This is a genomic window from Bartonella sp. MR100HLJHH (assembly GCF_042194215.1).
GTDB lineage: Bacteria > Pseudomonadota > Alphaproteobacteria > Rhizobiales > Rhizobiaceae > Bartonella > Bartonella grahamii.
The window spans coordinates 297,615-317,450 of sequence record NZ_JBHIMR010000001.1; the positions used below are offsets into that span (position 1 = coordinate 297,615).

Here is a 19,836-nt window from a genome sequence, read left to right on the forward strand (position 1 = left end):
GGACTTTATTGACAGAGAATAGAAATTCCTTCATATATACGGAACATGAGCGTGGGGAAATCTGCGCATATTTGTGTTGAAGAAGGTTTTATCCTTCTTTAAAATCTATTACGACTGATAAAAAGCAGCCTATTTTCCCTTATTTCAAGGCAGAAATTAAATAAGAGCTGGAGTGAACGGAAGGATAAAAAATGTTCGCAGTCATTAAAACTGGTGGTAAGCAATACCGCATTGTTGCTAATCAAGTGGTGAAAGTTGAAAAAGTTAGTGGAAATGCGGGTGATGTTGTTGAATTCAATGACATATTGATGGTTGGGCAAGAAGGTAATGCGGTTATTGGTACCCCTGTCGTTGCTGATGCATTGGTGACAGCTGAGATTGTAGAACAGGCACGTGGGCGCAAGGTTATCGCATTTAAGAAGCGCCGTCGTCAAAATTCTAAACGCACGCGTGGTCATCGTCAAGAATTTACGAAGCTTCGTGTTTTAGAAATTTTAATGGGTGGTTCAAAAACTAAAAAAGCAGCTGCAAAGCCGATAAAAGAAGAGGCAACTGCACCAAAAGAAACAAAAGATACTGCTTCTGTTGAGAAGACGGCTAAAAAAACAGCTGAAAAAAAGACTGCGTCACAGAAGAAAGCGTCTGTAGCATCAAAGAGTAAGAAAGATTAAAGGAGAGCGTCTATGGCACATAAAAAAGCTGGTGGTTCCTCGCGTAATGGTCGCGATTCAGAATCGAAACGTCTAGGCGTTAAAAAATTTGGTGGTGAGACCGTTATTGCTGGAAATATTATTATTCGCCAGCGTGGTACACGTTGGCATCCTGGCAACAATGTCGGCATTGGAAAAGACCATACGCTTTTTGCATTATCAAATGGAAAGGTTTCTTTTCAACGCAAAGCGGGTGATCGTTCCTATGTTTCAGTCATTCCTATGGTGGAGGCAGCAGAGTAATCTGTAACACTCTCTAGCAATCAACGGGATTCCATTGAATTGTAGTTGTGGTTTTATAAGTATTAAAAGGGAAAGATAGAATTTCATCTTTCCCTTTTTGTTTTGGTACTATAATAAATGTAGAAGATGTACGAAAAAGGTGGAATTGGGGAAATGACTTTTCTCAATGAGGGGAGGAACTTGTGCGGTGTTATGTTAGTATTTAGTACTGAACGTATTGATGTTATGATAGAATTTGTTGATAAATTTCTGTATAATAATAGTAAGGAGAGACTTTCTTTTTATGCATGAAGAAGTGTTTAGTAATTTCTTTATAAGAGAAGCAGTTTGTTTTCAGGAAATTATGAGAAATTTAATGAAAGCATTATTTATGTAATCATTTTGATAAAGATGGATCTTTTTATTGGCATTGTAGTATTGATGAGTTGTCATACTGTTTTTAGGTGGTGGTGTGGATAGGTGGGGCTATTCATTTAAAAGGATATAGGGATAAAAAATCCATAAGATGGCAGTCAAAACTACTTTGAAAGTGATGTGCATTAAGGAGTTTTCGGTAAATCGAGAGTGAAATTATATTTTTAAGGAGGACGCTGTTTAAAGATATAAAAACAACCAATGTGCAATCAGCGCTCTTCAAGAATATTTTTTCTGATTTCACTATTATTGTATTGTACATTTTTGAAAATAAACAAGCATAAAAGCTGGGGTTAAGGCAATAACTGCTTTTCATTTTTTACTTTATTTATCTTATTTGTAGCGTTTTTCTTGATTTTAGTAGTTGATGATGGTGCTTGGGTGATGCTCGTACTTTGCAAATATGCGACAGAGAATATTGTGTGTTTGCGATATTGATTGAAGTAAAGGAGTATCTTAAAATACATAGATGTTATATATCAATAAGTTAGCATCATAGGATGAGCTGCACGGAATTTTAAAGATGATAAGTTGCATGGAGCAATTTATAATTATGTAATGAATTTATAAAGAGGGATAATAGGTTAAATAAACTTTGAGGAATCAGTTAAAATATTAACTGAAGTTACAGATGATTGGGAAGGATGCTTTCTTTTAGGGAGAATAATGAAAAGTTATGTTGAATAACTTGGGATAATGAGAGCGTTTTTAAAACATAGTTTTTTAGGTGATTGGTGCTGTAAAAATCGGGGTTTTGTCTTTGTAAAGTAAAAGAGTAAGAGGCAGACTTGCTTATGATGCTTTTAAGCACCTTGCTAGATGATAATATCCAATTGTATTATCGGTTATATTGAGGTATTTAAGCACCTCACTTAGCTACATTTCGTAAAATATAAAGAGAGCTGTGGTGGTATTTATAGCTTGTATTTTGGGAAATGCAGCTTTGAAAAGGAATTTATCAGAGATATTGGTGTTCAAATGTGAGGCAATTTGAATTCATGATAAGATGTGAGAAAGCAGAAGCAATGAATGTAGATTTTATCGAGAGTGAAATCTTGTCTATAAGATCTGTACAACTTGCAGCTGCTTTTGATCATAAAAATGATGCAATTTATGCTGCTGCTGAATTGCTTGTGCAGGTTGGTGCGGTTGATAAGTGTTATCTGGCAAGCATGCTCGCATGTGAAGAAACAACCAATACTTGGCTTGGAAACGGTATAGCCATTCCCCATGGTATGGCTGAAAATCGTGATTTAATTATCAAGGACGCTGTTGCTGTTATACAGGTTCCTGCTGGTGTTGAGTGGCAGGATGGCAAGAAAGCACATTTGGTTATTGCTATTGCAGCGTGTCCAGATCGCTATAGAGAAATTTGTAAAAAATTGACGTCTCTTTTATTTGATAAAAAACAGCTTGAAGTACTTGCAACAACTATGGACAAACAGCAAATTGTTACAACTTTGTTTGATCAAGATATGAAGATAGAAAAAACTTTTATTGGTGACCTTTCGGTGTGTCAGGAATGGACTTTAGATTATCCAAGTGGTCTTCATGCACGACCAGCTTCTCTTTGGGTTGATTTTGCGAAAAAGGCTCAAAATTCTATCAGAGTTCGTCATGGTCAATATGCCGTTGAAATGAAAAATTTGGTTGGTTTATTGCAATTAGGAGCAAAAAACGGTGATGTTCTGATTTTTTCTACAGATGCTGCAGAAGGAGCACAACTTCTCAATGATGCCATTGCTATTGCAAAAAAAGTGAGTATTAGTGAAAAATGCCTGATGAGAGCAATGGAATCTCAAACAAAGGCTTTTCATGGTTGGTATCCACGCTCTATGCAAAAAGGCATTTCTGGTGTTGGAGCAAGTTCAGGATTAGCATTTGGTAAGATTTTTGTTTTAAGGCAAAATGATATTTCCATAATAGACCAGCCAATTGATTTTGCAGCTGGTGCGGCATGTCTTGAAAATGCTCTTACAAAAACAAAACATAAAATGGCATCTGTGATTTCTGATATTACAGTGCGTATGGGAGCAGATTCTGCTGCGATTTTTTCTGCGCAAATGGTTTTGCTTGAAGATGAAAATTTAATAGCTCAAGCTTGTCGTTTTATAGCAGAAGGTCATGGTGTCGCTTGGTCTTGGGATAGAGCGGTTCGTCAATTTTCAGATATGTTTTTTAAGGTAGATAATCCTTTGTTAGCAGCACGTGCTGTTAATTTAGTTGATGTTGGTCGACGTGTTTTAGGTGAAATCAATCCATCCTATAGATCGTTCTTTTTAAATGATATTCCACATGGTGTAATTCTAGTTACAAATGACCTTTCTCCTTCTGATGTAGCACAACTTGATTGTACAAAGGTAAAAGGATTAGCAACAGCATGGGGAGGTCCATTATCTCATACAGCTATTTTGGCGCGTACTCTTGGTATTCCAATGGTTGTTGCTGCAGGTGGTGATATTTTAGCGATACAGTCTGATATTCAGGCTATTATTGATGGCGATAACGGGTTTATTTACCTTGATCCTACGCTTGAAGACGTTGAAGATGCTCAAAGGCATATTGATACTATTGTGCAAAAACGTGTCAGTGAAATAAGTGCGTGTAGATTACCAGCGCAAACAACAGATGGTCAAAGAATTCGTATCATGGCTAATGTCAACTACGCAAATCAGGTTCCTGTTGCGCTTGATTTGGGGGCTGAAGGTGTTGGACTCATGCGCACGGAATTTTTGTTTTTAGAGAATCCTCATATTCCGAATGAAGAGCTACAATTTAATATATATCGGGAGATGATTACAGCTGTAGGAGATAAGCCATTAATTATTCGTGCACTCGATATTGGTGGGGATAAACAGGTTACGCATTTACATTTATCTAAAGAGGACAATCCTTTTTTAGGTGTTCGAGGGACGCGGCTTTTGTTACGTCGACGTGATCTTTTGGTGCCTCAATTACGTGCTTTGTATCGAGCAGCAAAAGAAGGCGGAGATCTATGGATTGTGTTTCCGATGGTAATGTCTGTTTCAGAGATTGTTACTATAAAAAAGATTGCAGAAGAAATCCGCAATGATATTGATGCACCAAAATTAAAACTTGGTATTATGATCGAAGTTCCAGCAGCCGCCATTATGGCAGATGTGTTGAGCGCCCATGTTGATTTTTTCTCAATTGGAACCAATGACCTAACACAGTATACAATGGCTGTTGATCGGCAAAACCCGTACCTTGTGTCTGAAGCTGATAGCCTTGATCCAGCAGTTTTGCGTATGATTTATCAGACTATTCAGGGAGCTTCACAACATAAGTGTTGGGTTAGCGTATGTGGTGGTATGGCTGGAGATCCTTTTGGTTCAATGATTTTGACTGGGTTGGGAATTAATGAGCTTTCTATGATATCTTGCGATATTTCTCCAGTAAAGGCGTGTTTGCAGACTCATAGTTTTGAAGATATGAAAATTTTAGCACAAAAAGCATTACAATGTGAAACTGCACGAGCTGTACGTGCTCTAAGCAAGGATATAAGGTGATAAAGAACATTAAGGGGAACGAGCTAGTTCATTTTGCAGAGTAATCAGATCGTTAGTGCTATAAAACATTATTCTTTTATACGTTACAGGGAGGAGTAGCGTGTGAAAAACACTTTAAGAAAGAATAAATGCCTTTTATACATTCTCTCAAATAGCAAGGGATGTTGCAACATTAGGGGATAAATAGCGTAATGGTACTTGGCTTGTACTTTTTATTTAAGGAAAGATGATGCTATTCAATAGATTTTATACCATTCATAGACACCGTATGAGATAGATGTGACAATCTTTTTATTCCCATTATTGTATTATACAAACCTATCCACGGAAAAAGTTTTTTCTTAAAAAGAAAGGATGTGCTTGTTATTCAACAGATATAAGCTCTTACTTTAATAAATGAATTTGTTTTTTGAACTTTGAATGTATAATTTAGGCTTGCACGTTATTTCTTTCTGGGTATAGTGCGAGACTTCTGGAGAGGTGGCCGAGTGGTTGAAGGCGCACGCCTGGAACGCGTGTATATGGGAAACCATATCGAGGGTTCGAATCCCTCTCTCTCCGCCATTAATTTAAAACGGATTTTCATATGCTTGATATGACATAGCTTAAAAAGCTCAGGATTTTTTTACTGTTTGCAATTGACCAGTTTGCGCTGATCTGTATCTGTCATTATGTATACCTAGAAATTGCAGTTGAATTTCCATGAATTTTATAACTTCTAAGTTACTCTCCTCTCGATCTTTAGATAACCTGATCTAGCATAAACGATCTCTTCAAATATCATTAAGGGATTTTTGCCATTATCACTAACTTCTGATAGAGTTTCAGAATTAATGGTGATCATAGTGCTATTTGCAATTCCGATTAACGGGCTAAATGCGTTTTATCCACATGAGAGGTAACGAACACCTCAGCTTTTCTCACGCAATGTGCTCATTTAAAATTAATGTCATGAATATTTGTACAAAATTTTTATCTATACGATAATCAAAAAAGGCTGACGTAATATAATAATTGAAGATCATTCATGCGGTGCTTTCTTTTATTTCTAAGCTTTGTATGTAAATAGATAGTCCGTGTAAAATAAATAAAGGGGCGCAAAAACCTATAAATACACACAGGACGTATAATGTAGAAAATGAAAAAAAATTTCCGGCATATAAAAGCACAATAGAGAATAAAGCTGTTATGATGCGCACACTGGCATCGCCTGCCAAAATCACCTCGGCTAAATTTTCACTAGGTGTGATAGCTTGTCCAATTGTTATTCCCGATACCCTAAAATAAAATTGCCCAATACCTAATAAAAAGCCCATAATATAAAGGGAATATTGAGTAAAATTTAAATATAAGACAAAAGAGATTGCGATCACTGCAAAAGCCGGTGTTCCCCATACAAAAAAACGAATTAAAGATGGAAATTTCCGTAAATAATAGGATGAGATAAGACCATTGACTACAAAACCCAGTGCTGACAAAGCAAAAATAGTATTTTGAATAGCTGTAAATTTTGTATTATCTGATGTTATAGATGCAAGAACAAGTGGCAATAGAACAATAGGCCCCGTATAGAGAAAATTATTCAAAATGCGATTAATCGTTAAAAAACGCAACGCATAAATCCGCCAAAGGTACCTAAAACCAACACCATAAGCTTTTTGAGATGGCTTTTGTAATAGCTCTTTTACTCTGTTTATTTGTTGTATAGATTTTATACGAAACCATAGGCTGGCATTCAAAAGATAAATAAACACAATAAAGGCTATGGCTATTTTGTGCCCCAAATGCGCAATTATAAAATATATAAGCAATGGGGATATAATAACAAAAAACTGACAGCAACTAGTATAAAATGCAAAAATTCCAGCTTTTTGTTTGGGAGCTGGAACCAGCTGATTCAAGGCACTGTTGTTATTTGGATTATCAGCCCCCATCAAGAGAGCAAGTAAAAAAAATACAAATAAAATAAGTACCGGATTGTTCATAAATAATAAGAACGATAATAAACAAGCGCAAATAATTTGACTATAAAACCCAATTATAAAGCCTTGATAGCGCACCAACACATTTCCCAAACATAAGCCTGCAATTCCAATTGCGATTAAATTAACAACATTTAAAGTAGCAGATGCTTTTCCAGTTGTATCTTGGAATTGTAACAAAGAAAGGCCAATAGATAATACACCACTAGCACAAAAACTCGTCAAACAACCAATCAAAATCATAAGAAAAACAGAATTACGCAATAGCTTTCTCACTCTTAAACAGAGACTCGAGCCATTTTATGATTTTCTCCATTGTCAAATATGGTTCGGTACTAAATTCCAGTTTTTCATAAAATTTTAGTTCAAATGCGTTGTAGGTACTTATTTTTTGCGAGTCATCTGTCAGCATGAATTCTATACTTGATAACGTTGCGCCCATAGATTGAGACAAATAATAGGAAATTACTTTCCAATACATATGGGCAAGTTCTCTTGCCAAATAATTTTCCAAGACATATTTCAAGTGACAACCATCTAAAATATATTTCGAACAATGGTGCAAAGGATAACAAATACAAATAGCATCTGTTTCATGTGCGGGACAAGAAGAAATATTAATATTTTTATCATTTCATAATATTATAAAACTTTCAGTGAGCAGATCTTCTAAATTTAGTCTAGTCACAACAAGATTGGGTGCTAATTTTTGGGTAACATGAGACCAAGCCAATCTTACTACTAAAGTTCCCAAAACCTTTAAGTCAGATTCTGGATAAGCTTTTTTTTAATTTCCCGCCCATATGGTTCTATGACATATAATAATCGGCTCATCTCGTCTGAATGAACAGGATGTAATTCTAAACCAATATTATCACAAAGTTTTGAACTCTTGAATTGCCCGTATCCTAATCTGGTATTCTTAAATCATTATAGCAGCTAAAGAGTTTTTAAGTATTCCAGCTTTTATTAAACTTTGTAATAATGTATTGGAATCTCCCCTTCACGGACTTCGACAATTATTGTATCACCACTATAAGAACAAAAAAATTATCTTTGAATTTGCTTACTTTTAGAAAGAAAAATGAGCAACACTCTTCCTTAACTAAAAGAAACATGCTCTCTACTTTTTTCTTTATGATGATCAAAAAACTATACTGTTACAATTCGATCATCAATTATTAGGATAAATATTCTGCGTTTAGCCTAATAAACTGTTATGATCAATGTTTCTCTCTGTTCTAAAAATCAGTGCTTTTCCTCTTAGAGATACTCGTAATTGCTGTACAATCTTTCCAAAAAGGCACTCCTTCAACATTGCTATTAACACGATCATTCGGAGAAGTTTTATACATACACATGGCTTATACGGAATGCTATGTATTTTTTTAACTTATTCAACTAACCAACATCTTTTGATGGGCAAAATAAATCACGAAATTTGTGTGCTGTCACAATTCGAAAAACAATCATATATCTCCCTCTAATGATAGACGATGTCATTAGAAGAAAGCCTTAATGATATCGGTAGAATAAATTAACCAGAAAAAATTGCAGCGCTGATAGAACCAATTTTATTTCATATCTTGCAACTATATCTAAATTTCAATCATTTTTGTTAAAGATTCTTATGCAACTTTTTCTACGTTCAGCATTTTTTTTCCACTTGTTTGCAACAAAAGATTAATAGCTAAATTCACCTGTGTCATAATAGCTCTTCTTTTGGTAAAATAGGACATCTTCAATCTCGATATATAAATATTTTAATTCTTTAATATATTCTCTTCACATGCTTTAGATTAACAACACACCAAAACCCAAAATAAAAAATATTTATTTTACTTAAGTTATTGAATATTATTTAAAAAGTATGGAAATAGAGTGATGCAAGAGTTAAGAAATTATTTAAAAGTTCAAATCCACCTACATTAGAGCCATCACGTATGGTAATAGCAGTTGTCATTAGGTATACTAAGTATGCTTGATAACTTTTCTGCTTCATGCCTGTAGGGAGTTCCAGATAGAGATAATACCAGAATCCATCCGCGAATGCTCGACAATAAAGCTGTAAACAAAATTATTTCCTTGTTGTTTAATCCATTAAGCTTGATCAATTTTTAATATTTGTCTATATTTTCAATTAGTTACGCTGATGAATCTATGTTTTCTTTCCAATTATTGTATTTTATAAGAAATTGCTACGAATGATCCTCTCCAAAGCTGATAATTCATCATCACTGTGTCCCCAAATTGCTATAATAGCTGGGCAGGTATTTAAATCGATGGTTAGGGGTAGGGGCTCATTTTCTTTAAAAAGGAGCTTAAAATGAACCACATTTTCCCAAGAATGAAGCTTTTGCTGCCATAAGTTAACATCTTTTATAATATGACCGTCGATCTTGTTGATAAGAAAGATAATACGCCCCTTTTTCTTAAAGTGGCTTGGTTTTTGCGAAAACACTCTTGCAATAAGATTAACGGAGCTTTCAAGTAAATCATCTTCATAGCAATGTGCGAACAAGGTGGGTGCAATTCCCCCGTGGAGGCGGGCTCCTACTTCGATCATCACTGGACCACGAGCTGTTTGCATGATTTCCATATGCGCGGGTCCATATTCAATCCCCAGCGCGCGAATGCATTGTTTTGCATAAGAGATAAGAGGGGCATAAGAAGGATCTTGAGCATCAAGCACATCAAGCGATTCATAAACAAAAGCACTTCCATTATGAATACCTTTTTTATATCGTGATAAACTACATATTTTTATAGCCTCTCCCTTTACAACGGCGTCGACGATGTATTCCTCTCCCTCCAATCTTTCTTGGAGCAAATAAGCCTCGTTAGGTGCGCCAAAAATATTTTTTTGCGTCCAGTCGATTCGAGAGGACCATGCCGCCACTTCCTCACGGCTGGAGAAAAACAAAATGCCATCACTCCCAGCAGAATCATTTGGCTTTACCACATAGCCGCTATGACTTTCAAAATCATCGATAGCACAATCGCCTTTTGTAAGAATCTTCGACCGAATGTAAGATAAACCATTTTCACAAAGGCGCCTTTGCATTACTGCCTTTTTTCGTCGCCAATCGGTGGTTGAGGGATTATTCCCAGGGCAATTATAATAAGCCGCCAATTGATCTGCACAATAAATACCCCCTTCGGCGCCTGCCACCACGGCCTCTATCGCACCGATAGGAAAGCGTGTCTTGATCTCATCTACATTATGAAGTTTCGCTTCTGCCATACCCTCTCCCTGATAAGAAAGCATATAGTGTGAAAAAGGAGCTTGTTGAGAGACAACACCATAACAAGCATAGCCTAATTTTTGCAAAGGAGGGCCATAGAGGGCACCCGTGGAGAAAGGGTCGACAATAAGAATGGATTTGCTCATGCTGTGGCCTGCCGCGATAAAAAGAAAAGGATATAAATAAAGATTATCATTCCTATAAGGGGTAGAAGATAAACAGCTGCTTGAGGGCCCATAAGGGCAGAGCTTGTAAGAAGACCAAGGATAACATAACCTGCCGATTGGGAGAGAGTATAAAGCATGCCGCTATAGCTTCCCACCAGCTCTGCTTGAGCTTCTGTTTTAGTCGCTTCAATCGTATGTTTGCGGGCATTAATTCGCATGGTATTCATTGAAAAGCCAATAAAAAAGCAAAAGACCACAGCCAAATAGGGCAATTGTGTGGTGCTAAAAATAAGATCAGCCACGCTCAACATAAGGGCTGGGAGAATAAATTCAAAGCGAGGGATTTTGATAAAAGCAGCCAAAAAAGCGCCCAAGCCCGCGACCGCACTGCAAAGCCCATAATATTCAGAGCCAAAATTTTTCACACTTTGAAAAAGAATGGTTGCCAGCGTATTATAAGCGCAAATATGAAAGCCAATAAGTCCTATGCAGACGCATAAAAGTTTAAGCTCTTGGGAGAGTCCATTCGCTTGCGGTGTAGGTACGGGCTTCTTATCGGTTGCAAGTGCTGTGGTATCGGTAGCTTTATATTCATCGCAAAAGATGATATATCCGGCTATAAGGCTTATAATGATGTCAAACACACAAAGTGCCACAATCAAACCATTATAGCCAATTTCAGCTGCTGCTCCTTGAGGGCTGGTCGCTTCTAAGAGATAACCACTCAGTGCTGCTCCCAAAAATGCGCCAATTTGCACAACTGTTTGCATAATGCGGGAAGCCTTTTGGGCGCTAATATAACCACCAAGTGCGAGTTTAGTATTATAAGTCTCGAGAGTGCTTAAGGTAATCAAAGAGAGATAGCCGATAGAGATAGAGACAGCGATAAAACCAAAGGGGGAATCGGCATAATGGAAAAGTGCAATCAATAAAAGAAGGCTATAGATAATGATCCGCCTTTTGTATAAATCGACCAACCTCAGGGAGGCTTTAATGCGCACAAGTCCGCTTTTTTTTAAAAGGTAAGGCGTAAGGGTGCCCAAAGCCATGGTTATGCCTAGGAAAATCGATGAGGATGTTATGCGATAAGCATTCCAAAGATTACTTAAGAATAGAACCATATCAGAAAGATATAGCAAGACAACAAGCCCATAAAACCGAAACATCAGTTGTTTGGGCACATCATCCCCCCATTTCGAAATCTCTTAAAAACACGCAGTATTATAAATCAGCACACATGTTTACGAATAATAAATACATACATACATGGCTGGGCATGTCAAGTTTTTTCAGTAGGAAAAATTGAACGCTGATGTTTATGCTAGTGATAGCTTATTTTCAGGAGAATGAGTAGGATGGAGGCTGGTATTTTTACTGCGTCTCTTGGCAGGTGGCTTGCCAATAAAGAACTATGTCCTAGAGATATATTTTGCGCTTTCAAGTTGATTTTGTTTATACTCAAGGTTGAGGTTTTGTTATTGACGGTTGTTAGATGTTGTTGTGACAATAAACTTCGTTATCTATCAGAAACATTTATGGCATTAGCGCTAAGGTGTGCGGTTGTATTAAAACCTTTATATGGTAGTCTTTTTCATAGAGAAGGTATTATTGGTTCAGTTTTAGGAGGCTTTGTCACGGCCGATTTGGGCGTCGTCGTTGTTTGAAGTCTTATTATAATATTCTTAGTTTCAGTTTATGAATATACCGAAAAATATAGTGAAACATTTGATTCAAACGCTTTTGCAAGGCATATTTCAATATCTCAGCGATGTTTTCTGAGAATTGCTCTGCTGCTTTTTGACGGAATCGGATATCGAATGCTTATAGCGTGGGCAGTGGTTTGAGAAAATATAGAGTTGATTTCGTTAGATTCCTATGTAGCGCAATCTAGTATCAGCCCTTAGGGGCAATAATATACTTAGATCGAACTCATTTCTATACGCTTACACGACGTTATAGGAGTAATCCTCAGAAACTCTACTAGAATTCGTTAAAAAATGGCAGGTTATGTAGCGTGAACAAAAAATATATTTTTCAAAAATACTTAATCTCATTTTCAGTTGTCTAAAATATAATCTTATCTTAAAAATAAGTCTATATACCGCCATTTATCATAAAGTTAATAAGTTATACAAATGCGGGAGTATTGTGTTTTTCTGTTTAGAGACGAGTAAAAAAACATCTTATTAAACATTAAGAGATTTTAGACATAAAACAATTTAACTTATGGAGAGTATATAGACAAAATGTATCTTGATAAAAAAGTTTATAATTCCATGTGGTCTCCAAAGAAATTTTCCGGTTCTTTTATTGTCTTATGCGGGTTTGATGGGAGTGGAAAGACAACACAAACAAAAGAAATTGCTCACCATTATTCAACAGAAAAACATATAATACAAACTTTTCAACCCAGTTATTGGTATAGAAATAATCCAGAAATTAGAGATTACTTAGATAATGGAAAAGCAATTGATCCGTTGCTTTTCGCACTCTTATCAGCGACAGATAGACGCAAACATACGCTTGAAATTATTGAACCTTCCTTAATGTTATCGCAAAATTTATTAATTAGCGATCGATATGTTTATTCTAGTCTTGCTTATTTTTATGCTCGAGAGCTTTCTGTTGAAAGTGTAGTTAAATTAAATCAATCTATTCCAAGACCTCATATTACATTTTATCTTCATTTACCGCCCACTACTATACTGGAGCGGTTGCAGAAAAGGGATGGTTTAAACTTAAAATACGAAGAACAACTCTCTTTTATTGAAAAAGTTTATGAAGTATACGAAGTTTTATCAGAAATAGATGAGCGGTTTATAACAATTGATGGAACTGCTTCTGTTTCTTTAATTCATCATCAAATACGACGTCATATAGATGAAGTTTGTTTTTGATTATGAATAAAATCATTTATTAATCAATTTATCCACGATAAATCCTTCTTATGTATTCGTATTCTAAATCTGAAACTTTAGAGATATGATTGCAATAATTTAACTGCTCAGGAAAAATATCACGTTATATATTTTAATTGGAAAATTAACTGTAATGGGCTTGTTTTAAAAGATTTAGAGAAGGGGAGTAGAAAAGTTATCAATATTTATCGTGAGAATAATAGTATGTTTATTCTTTTAGAGACGAAGTGTGGTGATAGAATAACGACATGGAGGGATGTACTCGAGCATATTTTAGTGCATAAATGTTTTGTTTTCATAGAAGAATTAATCATACAACAGCACAAAGATTTTAAAAGCTTCAAAAAAGGAATTTTGCTTTCTTAAATTTAATGATCTAAAATGAAAACCGTAGGAATGCATGTTTTTAAACAGGATGTATCATGCATATCGACGGGTATTTATTTTAGAGGATAATTTATGTTCACTTCAAATTTGAAGGAACGCATTGCTTTATTTGAAAATAGAACTTTTCTCTATTTTACTTTGAGTGGCTTATTTGCTACATTTGGAAATGGACTAAATTATATTGCATTGTCGTGGCTTGCTTACAATCAGACGAGTTCAATCCGTGGTGTAGCGTTGATGATGCTTTTTCTTTGGACGCCTAGCATTATTTTTGCCCCTATTTTGGGCATATTGGCGGATAAATATAATCGTAAAACGCAAATTATTATTTCAAATCTTGTGAGAGGTTTGGTAATCGTTGGCTGGGTAATGCTATGGCATTTTGGTATAGAAATTGAATTGATGGTTTTATCTGCTCTTTTGGGTATTTTTATCTCTTTTTATATGCCATCAGCTATTTCTTTAATTCAAAGTATTGTGCTGAAGGAACAGCTCATCAATGCAAATGCGACTATCGATATGATTTATGAACTTGGCACTATCGCAGGTATGGGCTTAAGTGGATTGATACTGTCCTATGCAGGAACAAAAGGAACTCTTCTAATAGGTGGTATATTCTTTATTATTGCTGGTTTATTTAATTTTGCAATGAAGGTACCTAAAAACCGAAAATCTAAAAATCAAAACCAGCAAAATTGGTGGGAAAGTTATACAGCAGCACTTCATTATTTTAAACAGAATCCGGCTCTTTTTGTACCTTATGTAAGCCAGATGATTATTATGACTCTTTTGATGACCATTCCTGTTATTCTCGTTCCTTATATACAAGAGGTTTTGCATGCGGATAGCAGGACCTTTGCAATATTTGAGGTGCTTTATTCTATGGGCGTATTGACAGGTGCGGTTTTTTCACCACTTCTTTGTAAAGTTTTATCCATAAGGAAAACATTAGCCATTTTATTAGCTTTTATGGCTATTGGTCTCGCTATTCTCTCTGTTAATAAACACAATTTTGTTGTTTTTCCTGTTTACTTTATGATTGGATTTGGACTTTCGAGTTGGGCTCTTTCGATTTCTTTATCACAACTCTCTTGTGATCCTGAATACCAAGGAAGATTGCAGGCAAGTTTTAATGGTATCTCTGGATGCTTGATCCTCGCAGTCTATCTCATTATGGCACGCGATAACAGTAGCATATCACCTCAATCGATATATTTTTTTCAAAGCATTTTTGCACTTGTTGGAGTATTCATAGTGCTGTTTTATAAACATGAAAAACAATAAATTACATTTATAAGTGTGGTAATACACGCTATTTTATAAACATTTACGCTACAGCATATTTCATATTTTGCTTTTACAGGGAAGTGAGAAAATGTAAAAATTGGTGCTTAATGAATAAAGCATAAATTGATGTATGCTAGAGAATACTCTCTATTTTTTGATAACGACCCACAAGAATTGCTGCGTTTCTTTAATTCATCTCACTGTTGTTAAGAAGACGAAAACGCAACATTTTAAATCTTCTTGAAAGTTTTTTTTGTTTAAGCGCAGTAGAAAGTAAAGCGATAAGGTAATATCGTATCATACAGGGAGAGTGTTGCATTATTTTTGTTTTTCAAAATCCATATGAAAAATTGTATCAATTTCATCTTCATTGGAATGGGTATTTCTACGACGATGTAAGGTTTGCACAATCTCTTTTTTTAAAACAGCATCTGTTTCACTTAAACGGTGAATACTGAGTTCCAATTCAAGAGATAACGCCAAATCCACGCACAATTTAAGCTCTTCTCCAATGTCGAAACCGTGTTGATAGTCGTCATAAAGACCAACCAATGTATCAGATAATTCTTTATCGCATAAAGAGGTCATGCTTAATTCCTCCGCGTTGCGGTTTTCCATACAGCTTTTTTAAGTATCACTCCACTATTATCACTTAGAATTGCCATGTATACGAACCTCATGGTTTTGTCAATTTTCTGCAAAACACGCGCTTTTAAATCAATGTCTATTAAAGACTGTATTACTTCAAGATTTTGAAGCGCCAATTGTAAATATGGATGGTAATGTGTTTACTATAGAACTTATAGCATTTAAAATACATTGCTAAAAGGCTTTTAATATGCATAGAGGAGGAGCATTCTGACGATAAACCAAACACCCTGAAATCTCTATTGCCAATTACAGCTAACTTAGCACCATTAATATATAAAATAAGCAAACATGGTTTGTAAACGTCTGACTTTTTAATAACGAGTGATGATCTCATTTTTTGTAGAATACCAATTATTTTACCTGTTTTATATTGATTTTTAGACATTGATAAACTTTTTACCTTATGTTGTAATGTAAAAACTTTGGGAAGTGTATTTATAGATTCTTGCAAAGAGGTTTAAGCAGGTTTACTAGGCTGTTGAGTGAGAGAACCTGTGTTGGGCTTTTTGCTTCTGAAAAATATGACTGTGACTTTTGAGAAAGCAGTTGGCAAGAATTTGCTTGGCGTGCAAACTGATAGAGTTGGCAGTGGCGCATTTAGCTTTTTCATTAGGCTGTGTCCAAATGTTTTTGACTCTGGAAAATAGCCTCTGATAGGCTTAAGTGTTTCCAAGGTTATATTACAGGGACGCAGTTCAGTAAAATACCACGGCGATTGCATTTTTTGTGTAATTGTCATAATTTTCGCTCCTGCTTAGACGGATGCTGTAACATCCATTTTTGTGGGGTTATGTATGTAGATCTTTGCCTAACATGAGGGGCAGTAACAAAAGGTATAAATCAATATAATTATTTAGTCAACAATTATATTGATTTTGGAGTGTTTTTTTGGCTCGTCCGGAAGCAAAACCTAAAACTGAGTTGGCAAAACGTTTTCGTGAAGTGCGTCACGCTCTTGGTTTTACAGAGCGTAAGCAGTTTGCTGAACATCTTGGTATCACTGCTGGCTCTATAGGAACTTATGAAACTGGTATAAGTGAGCCTACAGCCTCTGCGCTCTCCAAATATCAAGAAATTTGTGGTGTTTCATTAGATTGGCTTGTAACGGGCAATGGCGAGATGTTTTCAGATATGGCAAAGGCGAAAGCGGCTGGTTTTAAACCACAAGCGATTCCTGCTGGGCTGATGAAAAAGCTTGGACATTTGGTTTATACGACCTATCATGATGCAAAAATAGATCTTTCTCCTGAAGATGTTGCGGAATTAGCAGCAGAGCTTTATGGAAAATTGCAAGAGCTTATTCAAAACCTCAATGATATGGAAGAAGTCGAAGCCACTTTGCCACTTTTAAAATTACATTTAAAGCGTAAAATCGAAACTGAAAAGCACATCTAGAAACGTCATAAGATACGAATGAACAGCCTTTTTAAAAAATAAAACTTTTTTGATTTTTTACTGTATAAACAGGTTTTAAATAAGAAAATCTCACGATTTTTTTGGTCTCTTATTCAACATAAAAAAATGATAAATTACCATTATAAATTAATGTGTTGCTCTAATAAAGGTAAAACTGCTTATAAAAAGAATTACAGTTAGTAATACAAAAAAATTATACAACAGTGAAAATACAATGACGATGTTTTGTTCCTATAAAAGGGTTACAGACATATAAGAGAGAAGAAGGAAAGACTATTTATAGGCGCGCTTTTGTCTTTTTATGAAGATGATGAGATGAGCACGTTGAAACTTTTTACAGAGCGTACATCATTATATTAAGAAAGATTTCTTTTAAAGATATGTATCATATATTGAAACAGCTTACCTCGCAGAAAAGAGTGAGGTCATTATGATAATCATCATCCATTACATTATGCTATAAGTTAAAAAAATCATAAATTTGTGCTTATAAGAACAGCTAATTTATTGAGAAGTATTTTGATAAATTTATAAAAAATTATTTTTATACTCTTGCCATTCTACTGAGGCGCTTTATCTAAAAAGTAGAGTTGCTCTTTAGTGAAACTATTTTTGTTAAGAGATAAATCGCAGTGTTTTTGAATGGAGATTACGTTGTATTTTCAAAGTCTTGTGTTTTGATTTATTTTTTAGCTTGAATCCCTCTAGCTAAAAGGGTTGGGGACTTTTCTAGATTCAATATCTTTTCAGAGATTTAGGGTGATGCAGTGATGGAGATCGCTATCGCGGGGGATGGTTTTTATCTTTAATTTATTCGTTTTTGGGGGCGCAAATAGGGGTTTTGCCGTGAGGTTTTTGCGCGTTGTAATGATATTGGACTCTGTTGGAGGAGGTTCTTATGAAAAAAAAGTATTCCACACCAAATTTAATTAAAGCTGTCTCTCTCAGCGCGGCAATAACCACACTCTTATCGAGTGTTTCTCCTGTTGTCGCTTCGAATCTCGCGATAACGGGTGAAAAAACTATAAGCACGAGTGGTGCTACTGTGTCTTATGACCATGGTAGCCATGGCAGTATTGTTTTTGCGGGTGATGATAATTACTGTGGTGCGGATAATGTCATTGGTCGTGGTGGCAAGCAACAGGAATCAATTGCTAGTACTAATCAAATAACCGCAGAGGAGCAATATGATAGATTTATCAAAAATACAAATTTTTCTGGTCGTTATCCTTATGGCGTGACCACTGACCAGGTCATTTGGGGTGGTGATGGTGTTACAAGTAACAAAAACAGTGGTTATATGGGGGCGCTTACAGGTGGTAGCAAGACTGTTATGCCTGAGGCTTACGGTGTGTATTCTTTTGCGACAGGTTGTGGATCTGCTGCAACAGGGAATTATTCAACAGCATTTGGTGCGGGTGCAACTGCAAAGAGTGGAGGAGCACAGGCTTTTGGTGTTTCTGCGCTTGCAGATGGAGCAGCAAGTATTGCTATAGGGATTGGGTCAGAAACAGTGAAGAGATCATCGATTGCTATAGGTGGGCTTTCAAAGGCAAATGGCATTGATAGTATTGCGTTTGGTAGCAGCGCGGCTACAGATGGTCAAGATGCGATTGCGATAGGTTATGCCGCTAAAGCCGGCGCGCAAAATGCGGTTTCAGTTGGTTCAAGTACAAAAGCGACTGGTAAAAGTAGTTTGGCTCTAGGCTATAAGGCAAGTGCATCAGGAGAATTAGCAGTTGCTATTGGTGGACTTGCAACCGGTATCCGCGGTATTGCTATGGGGAGTAACGCAGAAGCGAAGGATCAAGATACGATTGCGATAGGTTATGCTGCTCAAGCTCAAACAAAGTATTCGATTGCAATTGGTCCAAATTCACAGGTGATTGCTGGAGACGGAGTGGCTTTGGGTGGAGCTTCCGTTGCCAGTGTTGTTAATAATGTTGCTGGTTATGATCCTGTAAGTGACAAAAATTCACAACAAAACAATGGAGCATGGAAAAGTACAAAAAGTGCAATCAGCGTTGGAAAGGCTGATGGTAGTATAACACGCCAGATTACTGGGTTGGCGGCTGGCACTGCAGATACTGATGCCGTCAATGTGGCACAGTTGAAAGCTATGAGAGCTGTCGTAGAAGGAGCAGGAGGCTGGAAGTTATCTGTTAACGGTGAAGCTGCTGTGGATATTCTGCCTGGTGAAACAGTCAATTTTGCTGGAGCTGAACTTGAGAATTATGAAAATAAGAACATTAAAATTGTAAGAAAAGATGATAAAACAGTAGAATTTGATTTGAATGACTTCATTACAGTTGGACGTGTACAAGCAGGAAAAACCCAATTAAGCAACCTTGGTTTCGTGATTACTGGTGGTCCGCGTATGACTGATAGCGGTATTTTTGCTGGTGATAAACAAGTTTATGGAGTGGCAGCGGGGATTGCAGAGACTGATGCGGTTAATGTTGCACAATTGAATGAAGTAAAAAATCAAATAGCAGGAAATGGTCTTGTTAAATGGGATGAAGAACAGAAACTTATCACCATTGGTAAGGAAAAAGATGGTACGAAAATTGATGTTGCAGGTAGTGGGGGAGACCGGAGTATTTCTGGTGTAAAGGCCGCAGAGAGAGACAATGAAGCCGTTAATAAAAAACAACTCGATGGTGAAATTGCAGCTATTACTGACACTATTAACAATATTAAGGATGGTGGTGCTTTTGAAGTTCTCTACGATAAGAATGGTGATGGCAGTGTTAATTATAACAGTGTGACTTTAGGTGGCGGTAAGACTGGTGGGCAGGTCGCTCTGCGCAATGTCAAAGATGGTGAAATTACTGAAGAGTCGCATGATGCAATTAATGGTGGGCAGCTTTGGAAGACGAATGAGCG

The 19,836-nt window shown here is 36.2% G+C and carries 11 protein-coding genes, 1 tRNA gene and 1 pseudogene; 9 read left to right on the top strand and 4 right to left on the bottom strand.

Annotated features, from left to right (window positions below; genetic code table 11):
- Positions 1–191 precede the first annotated feature (191 nt).
- From rplU to ACFIJ7_RS01180, 4 genes are all read left to right on the top strand, one after another.
- Complete coding sequence (rplU, locus tag ACFIJ7_RS01165) at positions 192–671, top strand: 50S ribosomal protein L21 (protein WP_375635449.1); 480 nt, start codon at positions 192–194, stop codon at positions 669–671.
- Positions 672–683: 12 nt separating this feature from the next.
- A complete protein-coding gene (gene rpmA, locus ACFIJ7_RS01170; protein WP_273787451.1) occupies positions 684–953 on the top strand; it encodes a 50S ribosomal protein L27 in 270 nt (89 codons plus the stop codon).
- A 1,412-nt stretch (positions 954–2,365) separates the two neighbouring features.
- Positions 2,366–4,897 (top strand): phosphoenolpyruvate--protein phosphotransferase, encoded by a 2,532-nt coding sequence (gene ptsP / locus ACFIJ7_RS01175; RefSeq protein WP_375644404.1) that lies wholly within the window; start codon positions 2,366–2,368, stop codon positions 4,895–4,897.
- 474 nt (positions 4,898–5,371) lie between these two features.
- Positions 5,372–5,461: transfer RNA gene (locus ACFIJ7_RS01180), tRNA-Ser, on the top strand.
- 461 nt (positions 5,462–5,922) lie between these two features.
- Here the strand turns inward: ACFIJ7_RS01180 and ACFIJ7_RS01185 are convergent.
- The 3 genes from ACFIJ7_RS01185 to ACFIJ7_RS01195 all read right to left on the bottom strand — a co-directional run bounded on the left by ACFIJ7_RS01185 (position 5,923) and on the right by ACFIJ7_RS01195 (position 11,457).
- The gene (locus ACFIJ7_RS01185) at positions 5,923–7,122 is read right to left on the bottom strand and encodes an MFS transporter (protein WP_375644405.1); all 1,200 of its coding nucleotides are present in this window, start codon (positions 7,120–7,122) and stop codon (positions 5,923–5,925) included.
- A gap of 1,942 nt (positions 7,123–9,064) precedes the next feature.
- On the bottom strand, positions 9,065–10,270 hold the full coding sequence (locus ACFIJ7_RS01190) for an ATP-grasp domain-containing protein (protein ID WP_375644406.1): 1,206 nt from the start codon (positions 10,268–10,270) through the stop codon (positions 9,065–9,067).
- On the bottom strand, positions 10,267–11,457 hold the full coding sequence (locus tag ACFIJ7_RS01195) for a hypothetical protein (RefSeq protein ID WP_375644419.1): 1,191 nt from the start codon (positions 11,455–11,457) through the stop codon (positions 10,267–10,269). The genes ACFIJ7_RS01190 and ACFIJ7_RS01195 overlap by 4 nt, the downstream gene beginning before the upstream one ends.
- Before the next feature lie 180 nt (positions 11,458–11,637).
- Between ACFIJ7_RS01195 and ACFIJ7_RS01200 the strand changes: the two genes are divergently transcribed.
- The 3 genes from ACFIJ7_RS01200 to ACFIJ7_RS01210 all read left to right on the top strand — a co-directional run bounded on the left by ACFIJ7_RS01200 (position 11,638) and on the right by ACFIJ7_RS01210 (position 14,880).
- Entirely contained in the window at positions 11,638–11,955 is a 318-nt protein-coding gene (locus ACFIJ7_RS01200) for a hypothetical protein (RefSeq protein WP_375644407.1), read from the top strand.
- Positions 11,956–12,537: 582 nt separating this feature from the next.
- A complete protein-coding gene (gene tmk, locus ACFIJ7_RS01205) occupies positions 12,538–13,188 on the top strand; it encodes a dTMP kinase (protein ID WP_375644408.1) in 651 nt (216 codons plus the stop codon).
- Positions 13,189–13,668: 480 nt separating this feature from the next.
- Positions 13,669–14,880: an MFS transporter gene (locus ACFIJ7_RS01210; protein WP_375644409.1), complete on the top strand. Its 1,212-nt coding sequence runs from the start codon at positions 13,669–13,671 to the stop codon at positions 14,878–14,880.
- A 321-nt stretch (positions 14,881–15,201) separates the two neighbouring features.
- Here ACFIJ7_RS01210 and ACFIJ7_RS01215 read toward each other — a convergent pair whose 3' ends face one another.
- Entirely contained in the window at positions 15,202–15,471 is a 270-nt protein-coding gene (locus tag ACFIJ7_RS01215) for a hypothetical protein (RefSeq protein WP_375635456.1), read from the bottom strand.
- Positions 15,472–16,422: 951 nt separating this feature from the next.
- Here ACFIJ7_RS01215 and ACFIJ7_RS01220 point away from each other — a divergent pair.
- Complete coding sequence (locus ACFIJ7_RS01220; protein ID WP_375644410.1) at positions 16,423–16,929, top strand: helix-turn-helix domain-containing protein; 507 nt, start codon at positions 16,423–16,425, stop codon at positions 16,927–16,929.
- A 919-nt stretch (positions 16,930–17,848) separates the two neighbouring features.
- Positions 17,849–19,836 (top strand): annotated as a pseudogene (locus tag ACFIJ7_RS01225) (hypothetical protein); the annotation flags it as partial.